Genomic DNA, 22581 nt, shown 5'->3' with positions numbered 1-22581 from the left:
GTGGTCAGCACGGCTGACCCCCGCTTGGCGGGTGCGGCGGTGCCCGAAGTCCTGGTGAATCGTTGGTCGAATGGGTTGGCCAGAGCTTGCCCACTGCCTACCATCGATCACCGCAAGACTTTGTGCACCGTCGCACAAGCTCTTCCTCGGGAGGTCTCCTTGCACCGCCGCCGTCGCACCGCGCTCCTCCTCTCCGCCGCGATCGTCGCGGCGCCCCTGCTCACCGCCTGCGGAAGCGATGCGCGTCCCGGCGCGGCGGCCGTCGTCGGCGGCCAGCGGATCACCGTCGCGCAGCTGGAGAACCGGGTGGGCGAGGTACGCGCGGCACAGCGCGCGGCCGTACCGGACGACGCCCAGTACGCGCAGGTCATCGCCAAGTCCGGCACTCTCCCGCGCGACGTCCTGCACACCATGGTCCTCGACCAGGTGCTGCACCGCGCGGCCCAGGACGCGGGCGTGACCGTCACCCGCAAGGAGCTCCAGCGGATGCGCGGCGGCCTGGAGCAGCAGGTCGGCGGCGCCAAGGCACTGGAGACCGCCTGGCTCCAGCAGTACGGCATCCCGCCGCAGCGCCTCGACGAGAACCTCCGCCTCCAGCTGGAGGCCCAGAAACTCGCCACCTCGCTCGGCACCGACACCGGCAAGCCCGCGTTCTGGAACGCCCTGTCCGCGGCGTCCAGGAAACTCGACATCGACCTCAACCCGCGCTACGGCACCTGGGACGTCCAGAAGAGCGGCCGGGCCGACGCCAAGACGCCGTGGGTGCGCGAGGTGACGGCCAGGGGGACGCAGCAGACGGCGTAGCCGTGCGGCCTGACGGTTCCGCCTGTGGATAACTCGGGGGGCTGTCGGCGACGTGGGTTACGTTCGGATCGTGAACGCAACCAGTCCCGACGCCGCTCCCGGCGCCGAAGCCGCCCCCGGCCGCATCGTCCTGCTCACCACCAGCCACCGTGTCGCGCCCGGCCTGCTGTCCTGGCCCGCCTGGCAGGCGCTGCGCGCGGCCGACCGTGTGCTGTGCGCGGACGGCGCGCATCCGCAGCTGCCGTATCTGCGCGAGGCCGGGATAGCGGTCGACGAGGCCGCCCCGACCGCCGAGCAGCTGATCGACGCGTGCGCCGGCGGCCGTACGGCCGTGGTCGTGGCCACGGGTGAGGGCGAGCCGGCCCTCACCGACGGCCTCGCCCGCCTCGCGGGCACCGGCCGCATGCGCATGCCGGACCTGGAACTGCTTCCCGCCTCCTACGACCTGCCCGGTGCCCGCCTCCTCGACCTCGTGCAGGTCATGGACCGGATCCGCGTCGAGTGTCCGTGGTCCTCCCAGCAGACCCACAAGGGCCTGGCGAAGTACGGCATCGAGGAAGCGTACGAACTCGTCGAGGCGATCGAGGACGGCGACCGCGACGAACTCCGCGAGGAACTGGGCGACGTGTTGTTGCAGGTCGTCTTCCACGCCCGGATAGCACAGGAGGACGCGGACGCCCCCTTCTCCATCGACGACGTGGCCGGCGGCATCGTCACCAAGCTCATCCACCGGCACCCGCACGTCTTCGGCGACGAGACGGCGACGACCCCCGAAGAGGTCAAGGAGCACTGGCTGCGCACGAAGGCGGTGGAGAAGCGGCGGGAGTCGGTGACGGAGGGCGTCCCCCTCGGCCAGCCGGGCCTCGCCCTCGCGGCGAAGCTGGCGTCGCGTGTCAGAACGGCGGGGCTGGAGGTGCCGCTGCCGACGGGGGAGGGCCTCGGGTACGAGCTGCTCGCGCTGGCGGTCCGGGCGGAGGCGGCCGGGGTGGATCCGGAGGCGGCTCTGCGGGTCGCGGCTCGGACCTACCGCGATGCCGTGCGGGCCGCTGAGGGGCTGACGGCTCCGGATACCGTCGAGGAGTGACAGACCAGCCCGCCTCCAGCAGCACCGCTCCCAGCAGCAGTACCCCCAGCGGGGCCACGCCCACGAGCACCACCCCCGAAGCCCCCGACCTCTTCACCTGGGAGTTCGCCACCGACCCCTACCCCGCCTACGCCTGGCTCCGCGACCACGCGCCCGTTCACCGGACCCGCCTGCCCAGCGGCGTGGAGGCCTGGCTGGTCACCCGTTACGCCGACGCCAAGCAGACCCTCGCCGACAACCGGCTCTCCAAGAACCCGGCCCACCACCACGAGCCCGCGCACGCCAAGGGCAAGACCGGTATCCCGGGGGAACGCAAGGCCGAGCTCATGACGCACCTGCTCAACATCGACCCGCCGGACCACACCAGGCTGCGCAGGCTCGTGGCCAAGGCCTTCACGCCCCGCAGGGTCGCCGAGTTCGCCCCCCGGGTGCAGGAGCTCACCGACCAGCTCATCGACCGGTTCGCCACCGAGGGAACCGCCGATCTGATCCACGATTTCGCCTTCCCGCTCCCCATCTACGCCATCTGCGACCTGCTCGGCGTTCCGCGTGAGGACCAGGACGACTTCCGTGACTGGGCGGGCATGATGATCCGGCACCAGGGCGGCCCGAGGGGCGGAGTCGCCCGGTCCGTGAAAAAGATGCGGGGCTATCTCGCCGAGCTCATCCACCGCAAGCGCGAGGCGCTCCCCGAGACCCCCGCCCCCGGCGAGGACCTCATCTCCGGCCTCATCCGCGCCTCCGACCACGGTGAGCACCTCACCGAGAACGAGGCCGCGGCCATGGCCTTCATCCTGCTGTTCGCCGGCTTCGAGACGACCGTCAACCTCATCGGCAACGGCACCTACGCGCTGCTCACCCACCCCGAGCAACGCGCTCGTCTCCAGGCGGCGTTGGCCGCCGAGGAGAGGGGCCTCCTGGAAACCGGCGTGGAGGAACTCCTCCGCTACGACGGCCCCGTGGAACTGGCCACGTGGCGCTTCGCCACCGAGCCGCTCACCCTCGGCGGACAGGACATCGCGGCCGGCGATCCCGTCCTCGTCGTCCTGGCCGCCGCCGACCGGGACCCGGCACGGTTCGCCGACCCCGATGTCCTCGATCTCGCCCGCCGAGACAACCAGCACCTCGGGTACGGCCACGGCATCCACTACTGCCTCGGCGCCCCGCTCGCCCGGCTGGAGGGCCAGACCGCCCTCGGCACGTTGCTCACCCGCCTCCCGGACCTCCGACTCGCCGTGGACCCGGGCGAGTTGAGATGGCGCGGCGGACTCATCATGCGCGGGCTGCGCACGCTTCCGGTGGAGTTCACCCCAGTTGGGTGAGTGCGTCCCCCTTGGCAAACGTGACACGCGCTCAAGTCTGTGATCTTCACGTGATCTGCGCGGCATTAACTTGTGACAAGTGATCGTCTGCCTATACCTTCACGCATCAACGACGGCGCCCAGGTTTCACGCGCCGCGGTCACCGTTGTCTCGCGAAAGGTCCCCGCATGCTCTCCGGGAACGGTCGTCACCGTCGCCCCCGTCAGGCCCCGGCTCTCCTCGTCGCGGCCGGAGTGACCGGGTCCGCCATCGCCATCCCGCTGCTCGGCGCCACCAGCGCGAGCGCCGCCGACGGCACCGTGTGGGACAAGGTGGCCGAATGCGAGAGCGGCGGCTCCTGGAGCGCCGACGAAGGCAACGGCCAGTACGGCGGGTTGCAGCTGACCCAGGACGACTGGGAGAAGTACGGCGGCCTGGACTACGCCTCCAGCCCCGACCTGGCGAGCCGTTCCCAGCAGATCGCCGTGGCCCAGGACATCCTCGCGGACCGGGGTACCAGCCCCTGGGGCACCTGTGCGGTGCTCAACGGACTCACCAAGAAGTCCGGGGCTCTCGACCTCGACACAGGGGTGGGTGAGGACTCGCCCTCCGAGGTGTCCGGCTCGTCCGGCTTGCTCGATTCATCCGGCTCGTCCAACTCATCCAATTCATCGGACTCATCCGACTCGTCCGGGAAGTCGGACCAGAAGGACGACTCCTCTGACGCGTCGAGTGACTCCTCGGACGCTGCGTCTGATTCGTCCCGGGATTCTTCCCCTTCGCCCTCTTCGTCCCCTTCATCACCTTCGGCGGATGACGCCGACGCGTCCGACGCGTCGCCCGACACCAAGGCGTCGCAGTCGTCCGACGGCTCTCCCGTGGAGGACTTCGAGGGTGACAATCAGGACAATGTGGTGCAAGACGTAGGCTCCTGGAGCCTTGTCGACACCGGAGCGGTCGACGCCGGGACGTCCGGCCCGGGGCGCCATCGGGGCCCCAGTGCCGACGAGAGCAAGGCCGTCGACGGTGCCGACAAGTCCGCCAAGTCCTCCGGCCGTCACGCCTCCTACGACGTCCGCGCCGGCGACACTCTCGCCTCCATCGCCGACTCCCTTGACCTCGAGGGCGGGTGGCGTGCGCTGTACGACGCGAACAAGGACGCCATCGGCGCTGACGCGAACCACATCTTCGCCGGTCAGACCCTGGACGTCCCCGTCGAATAACGGTCGAACAGGGCGAAAAACAGCGCGAGTTCGCGTCACTATTCGCACCTGAATGTCCGTTTTGAGGGCGGTGAGAGATAGATCTCAGAAGCCCTGATCGTCTTTGTAAAACCCGGAATCGCATGTCTACGGTCATGACCGCTCGCCACCAGTGCGAGCCCCGACAGCCGTCACGCCGAATCCTGCCGGCGGCCGTGCGGGAACAGTCGTCGCGTCAAGCGCCGTAGGCAGGAGCGGGGGACCCAAGGTAAGCGCCGGGTCCGGCAGTTGAGGCTCTTCGGGGCCGCACGGCCGGAACCGGCTCGGGGTGAAGTCGCGCAACAGCAGCCGAGAGGCGAGCGTGCGCGGCCGGGCAACTCAACCGGCCCGAACCCGACAGCTCACCTCGTAGGCGTCGGTGAGGGGATCTCTCCATGCTGTTTTCCAGCAAGGGCAAGCACCGTCGTCCGTCCAAGGCCGCTCGCGCCATAGCCGTCGTCGGCGTCACCGGCGCCGCCGCGGTCGCCGCCCCGCTGATGGCGGCCGGCAGCGCCTCCGCCGCCACCGCCTCCGAGTGGGACGCCGTCGCCCAGTGCGAGGCCGGCGGCAACTGGTCCATCAACACCGGCAACGGCTACTACGGCGGTCTGCAGTTCTCCGCCTCGACCTGGGCCGCGTACGGCGGCACGGCGTACGCCGCCACCGCCGACCAGGCCACCAAGGCCCAGCAGATCGAGATCGGCGAGAAGGTCCTCGCGGGCCAGGGCAAGGGTGCCTGGCCGAACTGCGGCACCGGCCTGTCGAGCGCCGCGTACAGCGGCTCCGGCTCCTCGCAGAGCACCGGGACCGCCCCTCGCGCCACCGAGGAGCAGCCGGCCTCCCGCTCCGCCGAGCGTCCGGCCGCCGAGAAGAAGTCGACCAAGACCGTCACCACCCCGACCGGCAAGAAGGTCAAGAAGGGCGACGGCGAGTACAAGGTCGTCAAGGGCGACACCCTCAGCTCGATCGCCGAGGCCGAGAAGGTCAAGGGCGGCTGGGAGAAGCTGTTCCAGCTGAACAAGGACATCGTCGAGGACGCCGACCTCATCTACCCCGGTCAGCAGCTGCACCTGAAGTAATACGCGGGAAACAGCTGAACCACAGCGCCCTCACAGCCGTGGACCTCATCGTGAAGGCGTCGTGAGGGTCACCCCCGTCCCCGCGAACTCCCCGCCTCGGTGCGTCTTCCCCCGTACGCACCGGGGCGGGGCTTTTTTGTGCCGGTGTCTTTGTTCCGTTCGGAAACAATTTACTCTCGGTTCTGTCCACGGGGCGGTCGACCGCTGGCTGAACGCCCGGAGCCGGTTAGGCTCGTCTCGCAGTACCCACCGCGGACCGCTTACCCGCGTCACATCCCAAGAAGGAGATGCTCGTGCCGTCCATCGACGTCGTCGTAGCCCGGGAAATCCTCGACTCGCGAGGCAACCCCACCGTCGAGGTCGAGGTCGGCCTCGACGACGGCAGCACGGGTCGTGCCGCCGTTCCGTCCGGTGCCTCCACGGGTGCCTTCGAGGCCATCGAGCTCCGCGACGGCGACCCCAACCGCTACCTGGGCAAGGGTGTCGAGAAGGCCGTCCTCGCCGTCATCGAGCAGATCGGCCCGGAGCTCGTCGGCTACGACGCCACCGAGCAGCGCCTGATCGACCAGGCCATGTTCGACCTGGACGCCACCGACAACAAGGGCTCCCTCGGCGCCAACGCCATCCTCGGCGTCTCCCTCGCCGTGGCCCACGCCGCCTCCGAGGCCAGCGACCTGCCGCTGTTCCGCTACCTGGGCGGCCCGAACGCGCACCTGCTGCCAGTGCCGATGATGAACATCCTGAACGGCGGCTCGCACGCCGACTCCAACGTGGACATCCAGGAGTTCATGATCGCCCCCATCGGCGCGGAGTCCTTCTCCGAGGCCCTGCGCTGGGGCGCCGAGGTCTACCACACCCTCAAGAAGGTGCTGAAGACCAAGGGCCTGTCCACCGGCCTCGGCGACGAGGGCGGCTTCGCCCCGAACCTGGAGTCCAACCGCGCCGCGCTCGACCTCATCATCGAGGCCATCAAGCAGGCCGGTTACGTCCCCGGCGAGCAGATCGCGCTCGCGCTCGACGTCGCCGCGTCCGAGTTCTACAAGGACGGCGCGTACGAGTTCGAGGGCAAGTCCCGCTCGGCCGCCGAGATGACCGAGTACTACGAGGAGCTCGTGGCGGCCTACCCGCTCGTCTCCATCGAGGACCCGCTGTTCGAGGACGACTGGGCCGGCTGGAACGTCATCACCGAGAAGCTGGGCGACAAGGTCCAGATCGTCGGCGACGACCTCTTCGTCACCAACCCGGAGCGCCTGGCCCGCGGCATCGAGGAGGGCTCCGCCAACGCCCTGCTCGTCAAGGTGAACCAGATCGGCTCGCTGACCGAGACCCTGGACGCCGTCGAGATGGCCCAGCGCAACGGCTTCAAGTGCATGATGTCCCACCGCTCCGGCGAGACCGAGGACGTCACCATCGCCGACCTCGCCGTCGCGGTGAACTGCGGCCAGATCAAGACCGGCGCCCCGGCCCGCTCGGACCGCGTCGCCAAGTACAACCAGCTGCTGCGCATCGAGGAGATCCTCGACGACGCCGCGGTGTACGCCGGCCGTAGCGCTTTCCCGCGCTTCAAGGGCTGAGCAAGGCACACCCCGGCTGACCGGCTGACCCCCACCTGGGGTGAGCCTTAGCCAGTCGTACGTACGTCCCCGTACTCGGTCCCGTACCGTGTGCGGGGACGTACGCGTGTGAAACGGGAGGCGGGACATGGCCGTCAAGGACCGGGACCGGTTCTCCACCGCGACCAGGATCCGGCTGCTCGGCGAGCAGACGGCGGCCCGCGTCTACCGCTCCCAGACGAAGCGGCAGGCCCGGCGCTCCAGGCTCACCGGACGCGCCGCGCTGCTCGCGCTGGTCCTCTGCTCCATGGTCGTGGCGCTGGCCTACCCCATAAGGCAGTACGTCTCCCAGCGCGCCGAGATCGCCGACATGCAGCGGCAGAAGGAGGAGGCCGCCCAGCGCGTCGAGCAGCTGCGCGACCTCAAGGCACGCTGGCAGGACGACGCGTACGCCGAGCAGCAGATCCGGCTGCGGCTGCACTATGTGCTGCCCGGGGAGACCGGCTACGTCGTCGTCGACCCGGACGCGGCCAAGCAGGCGCGCACCGACCAGAGCGCGGCAGACCGCCCCTGGTACGCGAACATCTGGGACGGGGTCGACAAGGCCGACGCCGCCGACCACTGAGCCCAGCGAGACCCGATAGAAAGACAGGCATGCACACGCCCCCGCCGCCCACCCCGCGTACCGAGCCCACCGACGCGGACGTCGAGGCCTTCAAGCAGCAGCTCGGGCGTCCCCCGCGCGGGCTGCGCGCGATCGCGCACCGGTGCCCGTGCGGCCAGCCGGACGTCGTCGAGACGGCCCCGCACCTGCCCGACGGCACGCCCTTCCCGACGCTGTACTACCTGACGTGCCCGAAGGCGTCGTCGGCGATCGGCACGCTGGAGGCGAACGGCGTGATGAAGGAGATGACGGCCCGGCTGGAGAGCGACCCGGAGCTGGCCGCCTCCTACCGGGCCGCGCACGAGGACTACGTACGGCGCCGCGACGAGATCGACGAGCTGAAGGGCTTCCCGAGCGCGGGCGGCATGCCGGACCGGGTGAAGTGCCTGCACGTCCTGGTCGCGCACTCGCTGGCGGCCGGGCCCGGGGTCAACCCACTGGGCGACGAGGCGATCGCCATGCTGCCGGAGTGGTGGAGCAAGGGGGCCTGCGTGACGCTCCCGGAGGAGTCCGCGAAGCCCGACGAGTCCGAGGAAGGCGGCCGGTGACCCGCGTCGCCGCCATCGACTGCGGCACGAACTCCATCCGGCTCCTCGTCGCCGACGTCGACCCGGGTACCGGGGAACTCGTCGACCTGGACCGCCGTATGACCATCGTGCGTCTGGGGCAGGGCGTCGACCGCACGGGCCGGCTCGCCCCCGAGGCGCTGGAGCGCACCTTCGCCGCCTGCCGGGACTACGCGGCGATCATCAAGGAGCACGGCGCCGAGCGGCTCCGCTTCGTCGCCACCTCCGCCTCCCGGGACGCCGAGAACCGGGACGAGTTCGTGCGCGGGGTCATGGACATCCTGGGCGTCGAGCCCGAGGTCGTCACCGGGGACCAGGAGGCCGAGTTCTCCTTCACCGGGGCGACGAAGGAGCTGGTGGGCCGCGAGGACCTGCACCGGCCCTACCTCGTCGTGGACATCGGCGGCGGGTCGACCGAGTTCGTCGTCGGCGAGGAGCGGGTCCGCGCGGCACGCTCCGTGGACGTCGGCTGCGTGCGGATGACCGAGCGCCACCTGGTCCGCGACGGCGTCGTCTGCGACCCGCCCTCCGCGGAGCGGATCGCCGCGATGCGGGCCGACATCGAGGCGGCCCTCGATCTCGCCGAGGAGACGGTGCCGCTGCGCGAGGCGAAGACACTGGTGGGGCTCGCCGGTTCGGTCACCACGATCTCGGCGATCGCGCAGGACCTGCCCGAGTACGACTCGGCCCGCATCCACCACTCCCGGATCACCCACGACCGGGTCCGCCGGATCACCGAGTGGCTGCTGCACTCCACCCACGCCGAGCGCGCGGCCGTACCCTCCATGCACCCGGGGCGAGTTGACGTCATCGCCGCGGGCGCGCTGGTGCTGCTCGCCATCATGGAGCGGATCGGTGCCGAGGAGGTCGTCGTCAGCGAGCACGACATCCTCGACGGCATCGCCTTCCAGGTGGCGGAAGACGCCGAAGCGGGCAGGCGCAGCGACTGACCTGCGGCGAACACGGAACGGCCCCGGAACCTCGTCGAGGAACCGGGGCCGTCGTGTGACCGCCCTTGCGGGCTTGTCCGTCAGTTGCAGAGGAGGACGAGGAGGCCGCTGCACCCTCCGTCGTCGCCCCCGTAGGCCGTAGTCGCCTGTACGGCGGTGGCCTTCGTGGCGGCGGGGTGGGAGGGCGTGGCGGCCGCGGCCGTGGCCGCCCCCGCTGCGAGGGCGATGCCGAGGGCAGCGCCGACCGTGACTATTCGCGAGGTGGCCCGCTGGAGGGCCTTCTGTGAGGTGATCATGGCTGCACGTTATGTGGCCTTCTGATCAATTTCGCGCGGAGTGTGGCCGACCGAGTGACGGCCATGCGGGAACGGTGACCCGGGTCGCGTCGGCGGGGTGGTCCGGGTCCCGTTTGCTACTGGTTGGTAGCCGTCGACTGAGCAGGTCGGCTAGCGTATGAGCGCCCCCGAGGGGGCCTTTCGGGGCCGCCGGGGAGCCCCCGACGGTGCCTGTCCGAGAAAGTTCGTGAAGTTCTTCACAAGGAATTGGGCCCTGGAGAAGCACGGATGGGCGCCGGTTGACCCTTCCGAGGGGTGAACAGGGCCTTGAACATGTTCAGATGGCCGGTGTAAAGATGCTTGGAGAGGCTCTCTCCGGATGATGTTCCGACCCGCTCACAGAGGGCCCGGAGAGTCAGAGAGGCAGCTCACGCGGCATTGACAACGGGGCGTAGCGCTTCCCGGTTCCCCATCGTGACCATGACCTGGGTCACGCGGGCCGGGGAGTGTAGCACAGGGCCTGCAAGAGCTTGTGAAGGGGCGCACGAGCGACCCCCCTGAGGCGGGTGGATACTCGATGGCATGAGCACCACGGAGCGTCCCAGGATCCTCGTAGTAGGCGGTGGGTACGTAGGCCTGTACGCAGCTCGGCGCATCCTCAAGAAGATGCGCTACGGAGAGGCGACCGTCACGGTCGTCGACCCCCGGTCGTACATGACCTACCAGCCCTTCCTCCCCGAAACCGCCGCCGGCAGCATCTCCCCGCGCCACGTCGTCGTCCCGCTGCGACGCGTGCTGCCCAAGGCGGAGGTCCTCACCGGCCGGGTCACCACCATCGATCAGGACCGCAAGGTCGCCTCGATCGCCCCGCTGGTCGGCGAGGCGTACGAGCTGCCCTTCGACTACCTGGTCATCGCGATGGGCGCGGTCTCCCGCACCTTCCCGATCCCCGGCCTCGCCGAGCAGGGCATCGGCATGAAGGGCATCGAGGAGGCCATCGGCCTGCGCAACCACGTGCTGGAGCAGCTGGACAAGGCCGACTCCACCACCGACGAGGAGATCCGCCGCAAGGCGCTCACCTTCGTCTTCGTCGGCGGCGGCTTCGCCGGTGCCGAGACCATCGGTGAGGTCGAGGACATGGCCCGCGACGCGGCCAAGTACTACACCAGCGTCTCCCGCGAGGACATGCGGTTCGTCCTGGTCGACGCCGCCGACAAGATCCTGCCCGAGGTCGGCCCCAAGCTCGGCCAGTACGGCAAGGAGCACCTGGAGGCCCGCGGGGTCGAGGTCTACCTCTCCACCTCGATGGACTCCTGCGTCGACGGCCACGTCGTGCTGAAGAACGGGCTCGAGGTCGACTCCAACACCATCGTGTGGACCGCCGGCGTCAAGCCGAACCCGGCGCTGTCCCGCTTCGGCCTGCCCCTCGGTCCCCGCGGTCACGTCGACTGCGAGCCGAGCCTCCAGGTCAAGGGCACCGACTACATCTGGGCCGCGGGCGACAACGCCCAGGTCCCGGACCTCGTCGGCCGCAAGGCGGGCAACGAGAACGCCTGGTGCCCGCCCAACGCCCAGCACGCGCTGCGTCAGGCGCGCGTCCTCGGCGACAACGTGATCTCCGGTATGCGGGGCTTCCCGCAGAAGGACTACTCGCACGCCAACAAGGGCGCGGTGGCGGGCCTCGGCCTCCACAAGGGCGTCGCGATGATCGTCATGGGCAAGATGAAGATCAAGCTCAAGGGCCGTCTCGCCTGGTACATGCACCGTGGCTACCACGGCATGGCGATGCCGACCTGGAATCGCAAGGTCCGCGTCTTCGCCGACTGGACCCTCGGCATGTTCCTCAAGCGCGAGGTCGTCTCCCTCGGTGCGATGGAGCACCCGCGCGAGGAGTTCTACGAGGCCGCCAAGCCGGCCCCGGTCGCTGCCGCGAGCAAGAAGGCCGAGAAGGGCGAGAAGGCCAAGGCCTCCTGACCCTCTCCGGTCGCTGAACCACCCGAAGGACCTCCCGCCATCCGTGGTGCGGGAGGTCCTTCGGCTGTTCCGCCTCCGTCACGGTTGTTTGCCCAGCCGTAACGCGCGTGGGGGACTGCGCACAGGGCTCCCAGGTGTTTACGTGGTGTTGGGACATTCCGGGATCAGATCACGGAGGTGTGCGCCATGGCAGACGCCGCGGTGCGGCTGAAGAGCCTTCTCGAACAGTTGCTGGGAGTTCCGCTCCCGGTGCGCATCCGTACCTGGGACGGCTCGCAGGCGGGGCCGCCGGGCGCGCCGACCCTCGTCGTACGCAACCGACGTGCCGTACGGCGGATGCTGTTCAAGCCCGGCGAACTGGGCCTGGCCCGGGCCTGGGTGGCCGGGGACCTCGACATCGAGGGGGATCGCTACGCGGCCCTCGATCTGCTCGCGGGCCTCGTGTGGGAGCGCGGGGAGGACACCCGAAGCCTGGCTCGGGCGCTCCGGGATCCCGAGGTGCGCGCCGCCGTCCGCGGTCTCGTCCGGCTCGGCGGACTGCCGCTGCCGCCCGCGCCGCCTCCCGAGGAGGTGCGCCGGACCCGCGGCCATCTGCACACCAAGCGCACCGACAGACGCGCCATCAGCCACCACTACGACGTCGGCAACGACTTCTACGAGATCGTCCTCGGGCCGTCCATGGTGTACTCCTGCGCCTATTGGTCGGCCCCGCCCCCGGTCGGCACCCTCGAAGACGCCCAGCACGACAAGCTCGACCTCGTCTGCCGCAAGCTCGCCCTCGAACCCGGCCAGCGGCTGCTCGACGTCGGCTGCGGCTGGGGCTCCATGGCCATGCACGCGGCCCGCGAGTACGGCGTGCGCGTCGTCGGGGTCACCCTCTCCCAGGAACAGGCGGCCTACGCCCGCAAGCGCGTCGCCGACGAAGGGCTCACCGACAAGGTGGAGATCCGCGTACAGGACTACCGGGACGTCGACGACGGGCCCTACGACGCCGTCTCCTCCGTCGGCATGGCCGAACACGTCGGCGCCGACCGGTACCTGGAGTACGCCGACGTCCTGTACCGGCTCCTCAAGCCCGGGGGACGGCTGCTCAACCACCAGATCGGGCGGCGGCCGCAGCGCGACGAATCCTCGTACCGGGTCGACGAGTTCATCGACGCCTACGTCTTCCCCGACGGCGAGCTCCAGCCCATCGGAGTCACCGTCACCCAGCTGGAGCGGGCCGGTTTCGAGGTGCGCGACGTCGAGTCGATCCGGGAGCACTACGCCCTGACCCTGCGCCGCTGGGTGGACCGTCTGGAGGCCGACTGGGCGCGGGCGGTCAGGCTCACCAGCCCGGGGCGCGCCCGCGTCTGGCAGCTGTACATGGCCGCCTGCGCGCTCGCCTTCGAACGCAACAGCATCGGCGTCAACCAGGTGCTGGCGATCAGAACACCCGACTCCGGTGCCTCCGGGATGCCGTTGCGGTCCCGCACCTGGAGCTGAAACCACAGGGCCCCGCTCCCTCCCGGGAACGGGGCCCCTGTGCTCGTACGGCTATTCCGCCTTGATCGCGTTCAGCATGTTCAGCCTCGCGGCGTTGCGGGCCGGCCACAGTGCGGCCAGGACGCCCACCAGACCGGCCAGCACCAGGAAGATCCCGATCCGGTCCCAGGGCAGGACCAGCGCGTAGCCCGGGATCTGGTCCGCGAAGGTCTCGCCGATCGCCCAGCCGAGGAACGAGCCGAGACCGATGCCGACCACCGCGCCGAACACCGAGATGACCACGGCCTCCAGCCGGATCATCCGCTTCACCCGGCGCCGGTCGAGACCGATCGCGCGCAGCATGCCGATCTCCTGCTGCCGCTCGAAGACGGACATCGCGAGGGTGTTGACGACACCCAGCACGGCGATGATCAGGGCCATCGCCAGCAGGCCGTACATGATGTTCAGCAGGGTGTTGATGACGCCGCCGAACTCGTTGCGGATGTCCTGCTGGTCCATGATCGTGATCGCGGGGTTGTCGCCCAGCGCGTCCGTGAGGACCTGCTCGTTCGCCGAGGACTGGCCGCCGTCCACCTTCACGAAGATCTGCTGGATGGACGGCTGCACCTCGTGCGGGTTCACGACCTTCGTGTCGATGAGGACGGGGGAGAGGAACTCGCTGTCCTTGAAGACGGCGCCGACCGTCAGCGTGTCCTTCTTCTCGTCGTTGAAGGTGACAGGGATGCTGTCGCCGGGCTTCCAGCCCCTGTTCTTGGCCGTCTTCTCGGCGACCGCGATCCGGCCCTCGGCGAGCGAACCGATGTCGCCGCTGACGACGTCGACGTTCAGGACCCGCTCGATGTCGCCCGGCGTGACCGCCGAGGCGGACACGAAGTCCTCGTCACCGAGTTCGAAGTAGACGCTCTGCTGCGGCGAGACCGCCGAGACGCCCTTGGCCTTCTCCAGCGCCGTCAGCGCGGACTGGTCGAGGGCCCCGCCGTTCGCCATCGAGACCATGTAGTCGGCCTTGATGTTGTCCGTGGTCATCTTGTCGATGGCCGCACCGACCGTGGCCCCGAGCACCGACAGGCCGGTCACCAGCGTCAGCCCGATCGCCAGCGCGGAGGCGGTGGCGCCGGTACGGCGTGGATTGCGGACCGCGTTCTGGCCGGCCAGCTTGCCCGCCACCCCGAAGGGGCCGACGAGCAGCGGACGGACGAGCGCGATCACGGGCCGGGACAGCAGCGGGATCAGGATGATCACGCCGACCAGCGCGAAGAACGCGCCCGCCGCGATGTACATCCGGCCGTCGTCACCGCCGGACGAGGCACCCAGCACGATCCCGACCGCGCCGAGAGCGGTGATGGCCGCGCCGATGGAGTTGCGCACCACCAGCGACTTGGTGGTCGCCGCCGCGTGGACGCTGCTCATGGCCGCCACCGGCGGGATCTTCGCGGCCCGGCGGCCGGGCAGCCAGGCGGCGAACATCGTGATCAGCACACCGACGCCGACCGCGGCGAGCACCGGCGTGACGGAGAGGATCAGCGGGCCGCCCGGAATCTTCATGCCGAACGCGGCCATTCCGGATCGCAGACCGACCGCGAGACCGATGCCGAGGACGAAGCCGATCACCGAGGCGACCAGGCCCACCACCGCGGCCTCGGCGAGCACCGAGCGGGTGATCTGCCGGCGCGACGCACCGACGGCGCGCATCAGCGCGATCTCCTTCGTGCGCTGGGCGACCAGCATCGTGAAGGTGTTGGAGATCAGGAAGATCCCGACGAAGAGCGCGATGCCCGCGAAGCCGAGCAGGACCTGCTTGAGCGAGCCGAGGCCCTGTTCGATCTGCTCGGCCTGCTCGTCCGCGAGTGCCTGGCCGGTCTGGGCCTCGGCGCTGTCCGGCAGCAGCGGCTCGACCGCGGCCAGGATCTTCGCGTCGTCCGCGCCGGGGGCGGCGGTGACGGTGGCGCTGTCGAAGTAGCCCGGCTTGAGGTACTGCTTCTGGGCGACGGCGGTGTCGAAGAGGACGAGGCTGCCGCCGGCGTTCACGGCGCCGTCCTCGGTGGTGAACACGCCGCTGAGGGTGTACTCCTTCACCGGCCCGTTCGTGGCGACCCGGACCCGGTCGCCGACCTGGTACTCGCCCTTGGCCGCGGACTCCTTGTCCAGGGCGATCTGACCGTCCTTCACCGGGCCGGAGCCGTCGGTGAACGTGTAGGCGGGGTCCTTGCCGTCCTTGCCGGGGTCGAAGTTGGAGCCCTTGTTGGACCAGCCGACGCCGATCAGCTTCCCGTCGGGATCGGCGACCCCGGCGAAGCCTTCGACGCGGCCGTACGCGGCGTCGACGCCGTCCACCGCGGCGATCTTGTCGAGGGTCTTCCGGGAGAGGCCGGGCTCCTCCTTGGCGTTGTCGGAGTCGGCGTACGAGGTGATGGCGACGGCGACGTTGTCGTAGCTCTTCGCCGACTGGTTGCGGAAGGCGTTGGAGAGGGTGTCGGCGAAGACAAGGGTGCCGGAGACGAACGCGACGCCGAGCATGACGGCGAGCACGGTCATCAGGAGCCGGGCCTTGTGCGCGAACACGTTGCGCAGGGCGGTGCGGAACATCAGCTGGTGCGGCCCTTCGCGTCGAACTCGGGGGTCTGGGGGTTCCCCCCAGGAAGATGCCGCATGAAGTCGAGGACGTTGTCCGCGGTGGGCTTGTACATCTCGTCGACGATCCGTCCGTCCGCGAGGAACACCACGCGGTCCGCGTACGCGGCGGCCACCGGGTCGTGGGTCACCATCACCACGGTCTGTCCCAACTCACGTACGGAGTTGCGCAGGAAGCCCAGCACCTCGGCGCCGGAGCGGGAGTCGAGGTTTCCGGTCGGCTCGTCGCCGAAGATGATCTCGGGCTTGGAGGCCAGCGCGCGGGCCACGGCGACGCGCTGCTGCTGGCCGCCGGAGAGCTGGGCGGGGCGGTGGCTGAGGCGGTCGGCGAGGCCGACCATCCGGATGACCGAGTCCACCCACTGCTTGTCGGCCTTGCGGCCCGCGATGTCCATCGGGAGGGTGATGTTCTCCAGGGCGGTCAGCGTGGGCAGCAGGTTGAACGCCTGGAAGATGAAGCCGATCTTGTCCCGGCGCAACTTGGTGAGCTGCTTGTCCTTCAGGGAGCCCAGCTCGGTGTCGCCGATGCGCACCGACCCGGAGGAGAAGGTGTCCAGGCCCGCCACGCAGTGCATCAGCGTGGACTTGCCGGAGCCGGAGGGGCCCATGATCGCGGTGAACTCGGCCTGCCGGAACTCGACGGTGACCCGGTCCAGGGCGACCACCTGGGTCTCGCCCTGTCCGTAGATCTTCGACAGATCCGTGGCACGCGCGGCCACGGTGGTGGCCCGGCCGGCGATGGATGCGGTGGTCACGAGAAGGCGCTCCTGAGGGACGACGGTGTGTTCGAAGGGACGTCATCCATCGTCCCGGCCGAAGAGCGCCGTGTAGTCAGTCGCTGTTCCGGTTCCGAAGACAGACTGCGGATGGACGGGACACCGCCGTGTCATACCTGAGGATGACGGCGACCCCTGACGGGTGTTCGCGTCTGGAACAGGTGGAGCGTCCTTGTTTGGACGGTGAAATTCCGTCATTCCGTATGCGCGGCCGACGGTCGCACGTAAGGCTATTGGCAAGTGCGGATGGCGTGTTCCGTGGGCTGATGCACCCTCAGGCGTCAATAAAATAAGACAACATCGGTCCGCCCGTCCGCTGTTCGGGGGATGTATCCCGATAGGCTCGGAACCTCGATGCGGAGCCCATGGCCTGCCCAGATGGTGGAATGCAGACACGGCGAGCTTAAACCTCGCTGCCCCTTCGCGGGCGTGCCGGTTCAAGTCCGGCTCTGGGCACTTCCGAGTCCCTCCTTCCTTCAAGAGTTCACGCACAACCGTTGACAGCGGGCGTGCATGGTCGGAGACTCCCGTCAGGAAGTGGTGAATAAAGCTTCACTATGCGAACTTCCGCCACGAGCGACGAACAGTGAAGGGAAGCGACCGATGCGCACCACTGTCGGCATCATCGGAGCGGGCCCGGCCGGCCTCCTCCTCGCCCGGCTGCTCCACAACGCCGGCATCGACTCGGTCGTCCTGGAGAGCCGCGACCGCGCCTACGTCGAGCACCGCCAGCGCGCCGGAATCCTGGAGCAGGGCACGGTGGACGTACTGCGCGCGGCCGGCGCGGCGGAGCGCATGGACCGCGAGGGCCTGCGCCACGACGGCATCGAGCTCCGCTTCGCCCGCAGGCGCCACCGCGTCGACTTCCCCGCCCTCACCGACGGCCGGTCCGTGATGGTCTACGCCCAGACCGAGGTCTGCAAGGACCTCATCGCCCTCCAGCTCAAGGAGGGCGGCCCGCTGCTCTTCGAGGCGGAGGCGCTGGCGGTGGAGGGCGCGGACACGGACAGCCCGCGCGTGCGCTTCCGGCACGAGGGCGTCGAGGACGTCCTCACATGCGACTACGTCGTCGGCTGCGACGGCTTCTGGGGCGTGGCCCGCAAGGCCGTCCCCGCCGAGCTCACCCGGGTCTTCGAGCGGACGTACCCCTTCGGCTGGCTCGGCATCCTCGCCGATGTCGCCCCCTCGCACGACGAGTTGGTCTACGCCCGCCACGACCGCGGCTTCGCCCTGCTGTCCATGCGCTCCCCGTCCGTCTCCCGCCTCTACCTCCAGGTCCCCGAGGGCACGGACGCCGAGGCGTGGGGCGACGACGAGATCTGGGCGGAGCTGGAACGCCGCTTCGAGACCGACGACGACTGGCGGCTGGAACGCGGCCCCATCACGCAGAAGTCGGTCACGCCCATGCGGTCGTACGTCCACGAGCCCATGCGGCACGGCCGCCTCTTCCTGGCCGGTGACGCGGCACACATCGTGCCGCCGACCGGCGCCAAGGGGCTGAATCTGGCCGTCGGGGACGTCGTCACGTTCGCGCGGGCCCTGACGTACCAGCGGGAGACGGGGTCGGCCGAGCGCCTCGACGCCTACTCCCAGACCTGTTTGCGCCGCGTGTGGCAGGCCGAGCGGTTCTCGTACGAGATGACGACGATGCTGCACCGCGCCCCCGACGCCGACCCCTTCGAGGACCGGCTCCAACTGGCGCGACTCGAGCGGATCGCGTCGTCGGCCGCGGCCGGGACGGACCTGGCCGAGGGGTACACGGGCTTCCCGTTCGGGTGAGCGCGGGGGCGGGCGCGTGGGCGCGGGCCAGGGGAGTGATCTCCGGTCGGTTCCGGCCATGTCGCAGCTTGGTCATGAATGATCCCCTCCGTGGCCGGGAATCACTCGGCCGCGTACCGTGTTGGCCAGCACGACAAGGGAAAGATCCTCCCCAAGCACTAGGGTCAATCCTTTGCCTACCTATTACTCTTGAGCCAAGGCCACGCACGGTGGCCATGGAGGAGTGAAATGAGGAGCAGCAACCCGGTCTTCTCGCGACGGGGGTTCAGCCGCGACAACGGCTACGCGGGCTTCAACACCGCGCCGCAGGCCGGGGGCGCCGCTGTCGGCACGCAGGGCAACCCGTACGCCCAGCCGCAGGCCGGCAACCCGTACGCGCAGAACCCTTACGCCCAGCAGGACCTTCAGCACGGCGCACCGCCGCAGGCCCCGGCCACCACCGGCCGGATGACGATGGACGACGTCATCCTGCGCACGGGCACCACGCTCGGCACCCTGATCGTCACGGCCGCGCTCGCCTGGGCGCTGCTGCCGGTCGACGACGCGAACATCAGCCGGTCGTACGGCATCGCCATCGTCGCCGGTCTGATCGGCATGGTCCTGGCGCTCGTCCAGTCCTTCAAGCGCAAGGCCGCGCCCGCGCTGATCCTGACGTACGCCGCGTTCGAGGGTGTCTTCCTCGGCGTGGTCTCCAACGTCGTGGACAACCGCATCGCGAGCGGTGCCGCCATGCAGGCGGTGCTCGGCACGATGGCGGTGTTCGCCGCGGTGCTGGTCGCGTACAAGGCGGGCTGGATCCGCGTCAACCGCCGCTTCGTCGGCTTCGTGATGGCGGCCGCGCTCGGCTTCATCCTGCTGATGGCGGTCAACCTGCTGTTCGCGGTCTTCGGCGGCGGTGACGGCCTCGGCTTCCGCAGCGGCCCGCTCGGCATCATCATGGGCGTCGTCGGCATCCTGCTCGGCGCCTGCTTCCTCGCCCTGGACTTCAAGCAGGTCGAGGACGGACTCGCCTACGGCGCGCCGCGCGAGGAGGCCTGGCTCGCCGCCTTCGGCCTCACCATGACGCTGGTGTGGATCTACATGGAGTTCCTGAGGCTCATCTCGATCCTCAACAGCAGCGACTAGTCTCCGACGGTCGTGCGGTAGTCGTACAGCGAAGGGCCCCGGGTTCGTCCCGGGGCCCTTCGTCGTCTGTGCGCGCTCCTAGAGGAACTTGCGCGCCGCCCTCCTCAGGTCGTACTCGTGGACGATCGCCTTCGCGTGGCCGTAGGCGAGGTCGTATTCGTGGCGCAGCCAGCTGACCTTCTCCTCGAAGCGAACGAGGGCCGGGCCTTCTTCTACGGTGCGGAGCCAGTCGGAGACTTCACGACCGGTGCAGTGGGGGATGCGGGCGAGCATGTTGCGGTGGGTCTCCTCGGAGAGGACGTGGGACATCGGCGCCTCCGGACGCAAAGGGGATGTAAGCCGGTCCTTCAGGTCACCGTGCCTGAGCGTTCGCCCGTTGGCAACAGTCGCGTACGCTCACGGCGTGGTTGATACGACGCGTCTGACCCGAGCCGTTGATCACTTCGCCGACCGTCTGAGGGCGGCGCCGCAGAGCCGGTTGCAGAGAAACGGGGCCACCGAGGCGCTGGCGCTGGCCAGGGAGTTGGCTCGGCGGGCGCAGATTCTGGAGGCGCCCGCGGAGGAGCCCCGGGTGATGCCCGACGCCGGGATGTTCGCTGTGGCGGATCAGATCACCGTCGCCGCACATGACTTGGCGGTGGTTCTCGAGAGCGACGACCAGGTCTCCGAAGCGGTGGGGCTGGTGGAGGAGGCGCAGAAGAGGGCGGGCGTCTGACGGTGGCTGCGGGAGGGCGCCCCTAAAGGGACGCTATGACCCGGTCCGCCAGGATGTAGACGTTCTCCTCGCCGCACGCGAAGGTCAGGGTGTACGCCCCTGACACTCCCGAACCGCCCAGCAGTACCGGCGTCTCGCCGGCGCGCAGGGCCGCCGCCAGGCGCTCCGCCGTCTCGCGGTGGCCCGGGGTCATGCACAGGGTGGTGCCGTCGGCGAAGACGTAGACGTCGAGAGTGCCCAGCGGGCCGGGGCGGACGTCGGTCAGCTCGGTGGCGGAGGCGGCCAGGTCCTCCAGGGTGGACACCGTACGCTCATGGTCGTTCACGACCGGTGAGGAGACCGGGACGAAGTCCGGGTGGGAGGGGTGGCGGCGGCGGGCCGCGGCCAGTTCGGGGGACTCGCCCGCGAACTCGTCCGCGTCCGCGGTCGGCTCGGTCACCGGCTCCAGATGCTCCAGACCCGCGAAATCGGCCTGGCGGGGCAGGAACAGCTCGCTGTCCGACAGGCCCAGCAGGGTGGGCCCGTCGGAGCCGTCACGGGACTCCTGGGCGGCCCAGAAGGCACGCGCCTCGGCCAGCTCACGCTCGCGCTCCTCGGCGAGTGCCTCGGCCACCGCGGCGCGTATCTCATCCGCCTCGGCGGAGAGGCGGGCCTGCGGAACCAGGCCGCGGGCCTCGGCGGCGTTGTTCTGTGCCAGCTCGGTGTGCAGGGCCGCGACCTGTCGGCGCAGCACCATGAGGGTGCGCAGGACGGCGACGCCCACGGCGCCGGTGGCGGCCGTGGTGAGCAGCAAGGCGATCGGCATGGCGCTCACTGACGTACTCCCGGTTCAAAGTCGACCCCCGACTTCCTACATCAGCTTGAAGGGCGGACTATCCAGCTGTCAGTGCGTAACGTCACGAAACGGGCAGGACTTTCGGCCTGGGGTTTGGTGGTGCAACGGCTCTGAGCTGCGTGAATCCCTCCGCAGAGGGAGATAGGTCACATCCTGACGGAGATTGGATCACAAATCGGCCCAGAACCAAGGAGTTTCCCGGGTTCTGGGCCGAAGGCTCACGCTGGGTCCCGAGCCGACTACTCAGGGGCTCTCGTGGCGGGCTTCAGCTCAGCCGCTCGATGACCATCGCCATGCCCTGGCCGCCGCCGACGCACATCGTCTCCAGGCCGAACTGCTTGTCGTGGTGCTGGAGGGAGTTGATCAGCGTGGTGGTGATGCGGGCGCCGGTCATGCCGAAGGGGTGGCCGACGGCGATGGCGCCGCCGTTGACGTTCAGCTTGTCGATGTCGATGCCCAGGTCGCGGTAGGAGGGGATCACCTGGGCGGCGAACGCCTCATTGATCTCGACCAGGTCGATGTCGTCGATGGTGAGACCGGCGCGGCGCAGGGCCTGGTTGCTCGCCTCGACCGGGCCGAGGCCCATGATCTCGGGGGAGAGGCCGGAGACGCCGGTCGACACGATGCGGGCGAGCGGGGTGAGGCCGAGCTCGCGGGCCTTGGTGTCCGACATGATGACGAGGGCCGCCGCGCCGTCGTTCAGGGGGCAGCAGTTGGCGGCGGTGACGAGGCCGTCGGGGCGGAAGACCGGCTTGAGGCCCTGGACGCCCTCCAGGGTGACGCCGGCGCGGGGGCCGTCGTCCTTGGCGACGACCGTGCCGTCGGGGGTCGTGACCGGGGTGATCTCGCGCTCCCAGAAGCCGTTCTTGATGGCTTCCTCGGCGAGGTTCTGCGAACGGACGCCGAACTCGTCCAGTTCCTGGCGGCTGATGCCCTTCATCCGGGCGAGGTTCTCGGCGGTCTGGCCCATGGCGATGTACGCGTCCGGGACGAGCCCGTCCTCGCGCGGGTCGTGCCAGGTCGTGCCCTCCTGCTGGGCGACCTCGGCGGTGCGGGCCTCAGCCTCGGCGAAGAGGGGGTTGTGGGTGTCGGGGAGGCTGTCGGAGTTGCCCTTGGCGAACCGGGAGACCGTCTCGACGCCGGCCGAGATGAAGACGTCGCCCTCGCCGGCCTTGATGGCGTGCAGGGCCATGCGGGAAGTCTGGAGGGACGAGGAGCAGTAGCGGGTGACGGTGCAGCCCGGGAGGTGGTCCATGCCCATCTGTACGGCGACGATGCGGCCGAGGTTGTTGCCCTGCTCGCCGCCGGGGAGGCCGCAGCCGAGCATCAGGTCGTCGATGTCGCGCGGGTCCAGCTCGGGGACCTTGGCCAGGGCCGCCTGGATGATCGTGGCGGTGAGGTCGTCGGGGCGCAGGTCTTTCAGGGAGCCCTTGAAGGCGCGGCCGATGGGGGAGCGGGCGGTCGAGACGATCACGGCTTCGGGCATCACGGCTCCAGTGGCAAACCAAGGGGTCGGGCAGGGCTGTGTGGGAAGTTACCCGTACGTAGCGGTGAGGTCACGGGTGGGGAGGTGTGACCCTTGCCGCAATTTTCTAAGCGCTTGCTTTCCTCGCCCCCGCCGCCCCTACCCGTCCCATCCCTGGGGGCTTCCGCCCCCAGACCCCCGCTTCGGCCCTTAAAGGGCCTCGTCCTCAAACGCCGGACGGGCTGAAATGCCCAGAGCCCCTTCGGCGTTTGAGGAGCG

20 protein-coding genes, 1 tRNA gene and 1 riboswitch are annotated in these 22581 nt (G+C 69.6%); of the genes, 15 read left to right on the top strand and 6 right to left on the bottom strand.

The window, feature by feature from the left end; translation table 11 throughout:
- The first annotated feature begins 159 nt into the window (after positions 1–159).
- From ACFU95_RS45735 to ACFU95_RS45695, 9 genes are all read left to right on the top strand, one after another.
- Positions 160–804 carry a SurA N-terminal domain-containing protein gene (locus tag ACFU95_RS45735; RefSeq protein WP_383842001.1) on the top strand — a complete coding sequence of 215 codons (645 nt, stop codon included), beginning with the start codon at positions 160–162 and terminating at the stop codon, positions 802–804.
- 70 nt (positions 805–874) lie between these two features.
- Positions 875–1888 (top strand): nucleoside triphosphate pyrophosphohydrolase, encoded by a 1014-nt coding sequence (locus tag ACFU95_RS45730; RefSeq protein ID WP_383841998.1) that lies wholly within the window; start codon positions 875–877, stop codon positions 1886–1888.
- Positions 1885–3210 carry a cytochrome P450 gene (locus tag ACFU95_RS45725; RefSeq protein ID WP_383841995.1) on the top strand — a complete coding sequence of 442 codons (1326 nt, stop codon included), beginning with the start codon at positions 1885–1887 and terminating at the stop codon, positions 3208–3210. Before ACFU95_RS45730 ends, ACFU95_RS45725 begins: the two co-directional genes overlap by 4 nt.
- 167 nt (positions 3211–3377) lie before the next feature.
- Complete coding sequence (locus tag ACFU95_RS45720) at positions 3378–4412, top strand: transglycosylase family protein (protein ID WP_383841992.1); 1035 nt, start codon at positions 3378–3380, stop codon at positions 4410–4412.
- 209 nt (positions 4413–4621) lie between these two features.
- Positions 4622–4821: riboswitch (cyclic di-AMP (ydaO/yuaA leader) on the top strand.
- A gap of 4 nt (positions 4822–4825) precedes the next feature.
- Positions 4826–5509, top strand: a complete 684-nt coding sequence (locus ACFU95_RS45715; protein WP_383841989.1) for a transglycosylase family protein — start codon at positions 4826–4828, stop codon at positions 5507–5509.
- A gap of 287 nt (positions 5510–5796) precedes the next feature.
- On the top strand, positions 5797–7083 hold the full coding sequence (gene eno / locus ACFU95_RS45710) for a phosphopyruvate hydratase (RefSeq protein ID WP_383841986.1): 1287 nt from the start codon (positions 5797–5799) through the stop codon (positions 7081–7083).
- A gap of 127 nt (positions 7084–7210) precedes the next feature.
- A complete protein-coding gene (locus tag ACFU95_RS45705; protein WP_383841983.1) occupies positions 7211–7687 on the top strand; it encodes a septum formation initiator family protein in 477 nt (158 codons plus the stop codon).
- A 29-nt stretch (positions 7688–7716) separates the two neighbouring features.
- Positions 7717–8274, top strand: coding sequence for a DUF501 domain-containing protein (locus tag ACFU95_RS45700; protein ID WP_383841980.1), 558 nt, complete (start codon positions 7717–7719; stop codon positions 8272–8274).
- Positions 8271–9242, top strand: a complete 972-nt coding sequence (locus tag ACFU95_RS45695; RefSeq protein WP_383841977.1) for an exopolyphosphatase — start codon at positions 8271–8273, stop codon at positions 9240–9242. Before ACFU95_RS45700 ends, ACFU95_RS45695 begins: the two co-directional genes overlap by 4 nt.
- 80 nt (positions 9243–9322) lie before the next feature.
- Here ACFU95_RS45695 and ACFU95_RS45690 read toward each other — a convergent pair whose 3' ends face one another.
- Positions 9323–9538, bottom strand: a complete 216-nt coding sequence (locus ACFU95_RS45690) for a hypothetical protein (RefSeq protein WP_383841974.1) — start codon at positions 9536–9538, stop codon at positions 9323–9325.
- Between the two features lie 561 nt (positions 9539–10099).
- On the opposite strand from ACFU95_RS45690, the gene ACFU95_RS45685 reads away from it, so the two are divergent.
- Both ACFU95_RS45685 and ACFU95_RS45680 read left to right on the top strand, forming a co-directional pair.
- Complete coding sequence (locus ACFU95_RS45685; protein WP_383841971.1) at positions 10100–11491, top strand: NAD(P)/FAD-dependent oxidoreductase; 1392 nt, start codon at positions 10100–10102, stop codon at positions 11489–11491.
- Positions 11492–11677: 186 nt separating this feature from the next.
- A complete protein-coding gene (locus ACFU95_RS45680; RefSeq protein WP_383841967.1) occupies positions 11678–12976 on the top strand; it encodes a class I SAM-dependent methyltransferase in 1299 nt (432 codons plus the stop codon).
- A gap of 51 nt (positions 12977–13027) precedes the next feature.
- Here the strand turns inward: ACFU95_RS45680 and ACFU95_RS45675 are convergent, their stop codons facing one another.
- Both ACFU95_RS45675 and ACFU95_RS45670 read right to left on the bottom strand, forming a co-directional pair.
- Positions 13028–15562: an ABC transporter permease gene (locus ACFU95_RS45675; protein WP_383841964.1), complete on the bottom strand. Its 2535-nt coding sequence runs from the start codon at positions 15560–15562 to the stop codon at positions 13028–13030.
- Entirely contained in the window at positions 15562–16362 is an 801-nt protein-coding gene (locus ACFU95_RS45670; RefSeq protein WP_383841961.1) for an ABC transporter ATP-binding protein, read from the bottom strand. Before ACFU95_RS45670 ends, ACFU95_RS45675 begins: the two co-directional genes overlap by 1 nt.
- 393 nt (positions 16363–16755) lie before the next feature.
- On the opposite strand from ACFU95_RS45670, the gene ACFU95_RS45665 reads away from it, so the two are divergent.
- From ACFU95_RS45665 to ACFU95_RS45655, 3 genes are all read left to right on the top strand, one after another.
- Positions 16756–16839, top strand: a tRNA-Leu gene (locus ACFU95_RS45665).
- A gap of 147 nt (positions 16840–16986) precedes the next feature.
- Positions 16987–18162 carry a 4-hydroxybenzoate 3-monooxygenase gene (locus ACFU95_RS45660; protein WP_383841958.1) on the top strand — a complete coding sequence of 392 codons (1176 nt, stop codon included), beginning with the start codon at positions 16987–16989 and terminating at the stop codon, positions 18160–18162.
- Between the two features lie 228 nt (positions 18163–18390).
- Positions 18391–19287, top strand: coding sequence for a Bax inhibitor-1/YccA family protein (locus tag ACFU95_RS45655; protein ID WP_383841955.1), 897 nt, complete (start codon positions 18391–18393; stop codon positions 19285–19287).
- Positions 19288–19365: 78 nt separating this feature from the next.
- On the opposite strand, the gene ACFU95_RS45650 is transcribed toward ACFU95_RS45655, so the two are convergent.
- Entirely contained in the window at positions 19366–19596 is a 231-nt protein-coding gene (locus ACFU95_RS45650; protein WP_030049879.1) for a DUF4287 domain-containing protein, read from the bottom strand.
- A gap of 94 nt (positions 19597–19690) precedes the next feature.
- Here ACFU95_RS45650 and ACFU95_RS45645 point away from each other — a divergent pair, with 94 nt between their 5' ends.
- Complete coding sequence (locus tag ACFU95_RS45645; protein WP_383841952.1) at positions 19691–20002, top strand: hypothetical protein; 312 nt, start codon at positions 19691–19693, stop codon at positions 20000–20002.
- 22 nt (positions 20003–20024) lie between these two features.
- Here the strand turns inward: ACFU95_RS45645 and ACFU95_RS45640 are convergent, their stop codons facing one another.
- Both ACFU95_RS45640 and ACFU95_RS45635 read right to left on the bottom strand, forming a co-directional pair.
- Positions 20025–20807 (bottom strand): hypothetical protein, encoded by a 783-nt coding sequence (locus ACFU95_RS45640; protein WP_383842035.1) that lies wholly within the window; start codon positions 20805–20807, stop codon positions 20025–20027.
- Between the two features lie 295 nt (positions 20808–21102).
- Complete coding sequence (locus ACFU95_RS45635) at positions 21103–22323, bottom strand: acetyl-CoA C-acetyltransferase (RefSeq protein ID WP_383841949.1); 1221 nt, start codon at positions 22321–22323, stop codon at positions 21103–21105.
- Between the last annotated feature and the right edge of the window lie 258 nt (positions 22324–22581).

The organism is Streptomyces sp. NPDC057623 (assembly GCF_042800355.1).
Classification (GTDB): Bacteria; Actinomycetota; Actinomycetes; order Streptomycetales; family Streptomycetaceae; genus Streptomyces.
This window is presented reverse-complemented; position numbering and strand designations above follow the sequence as displayed.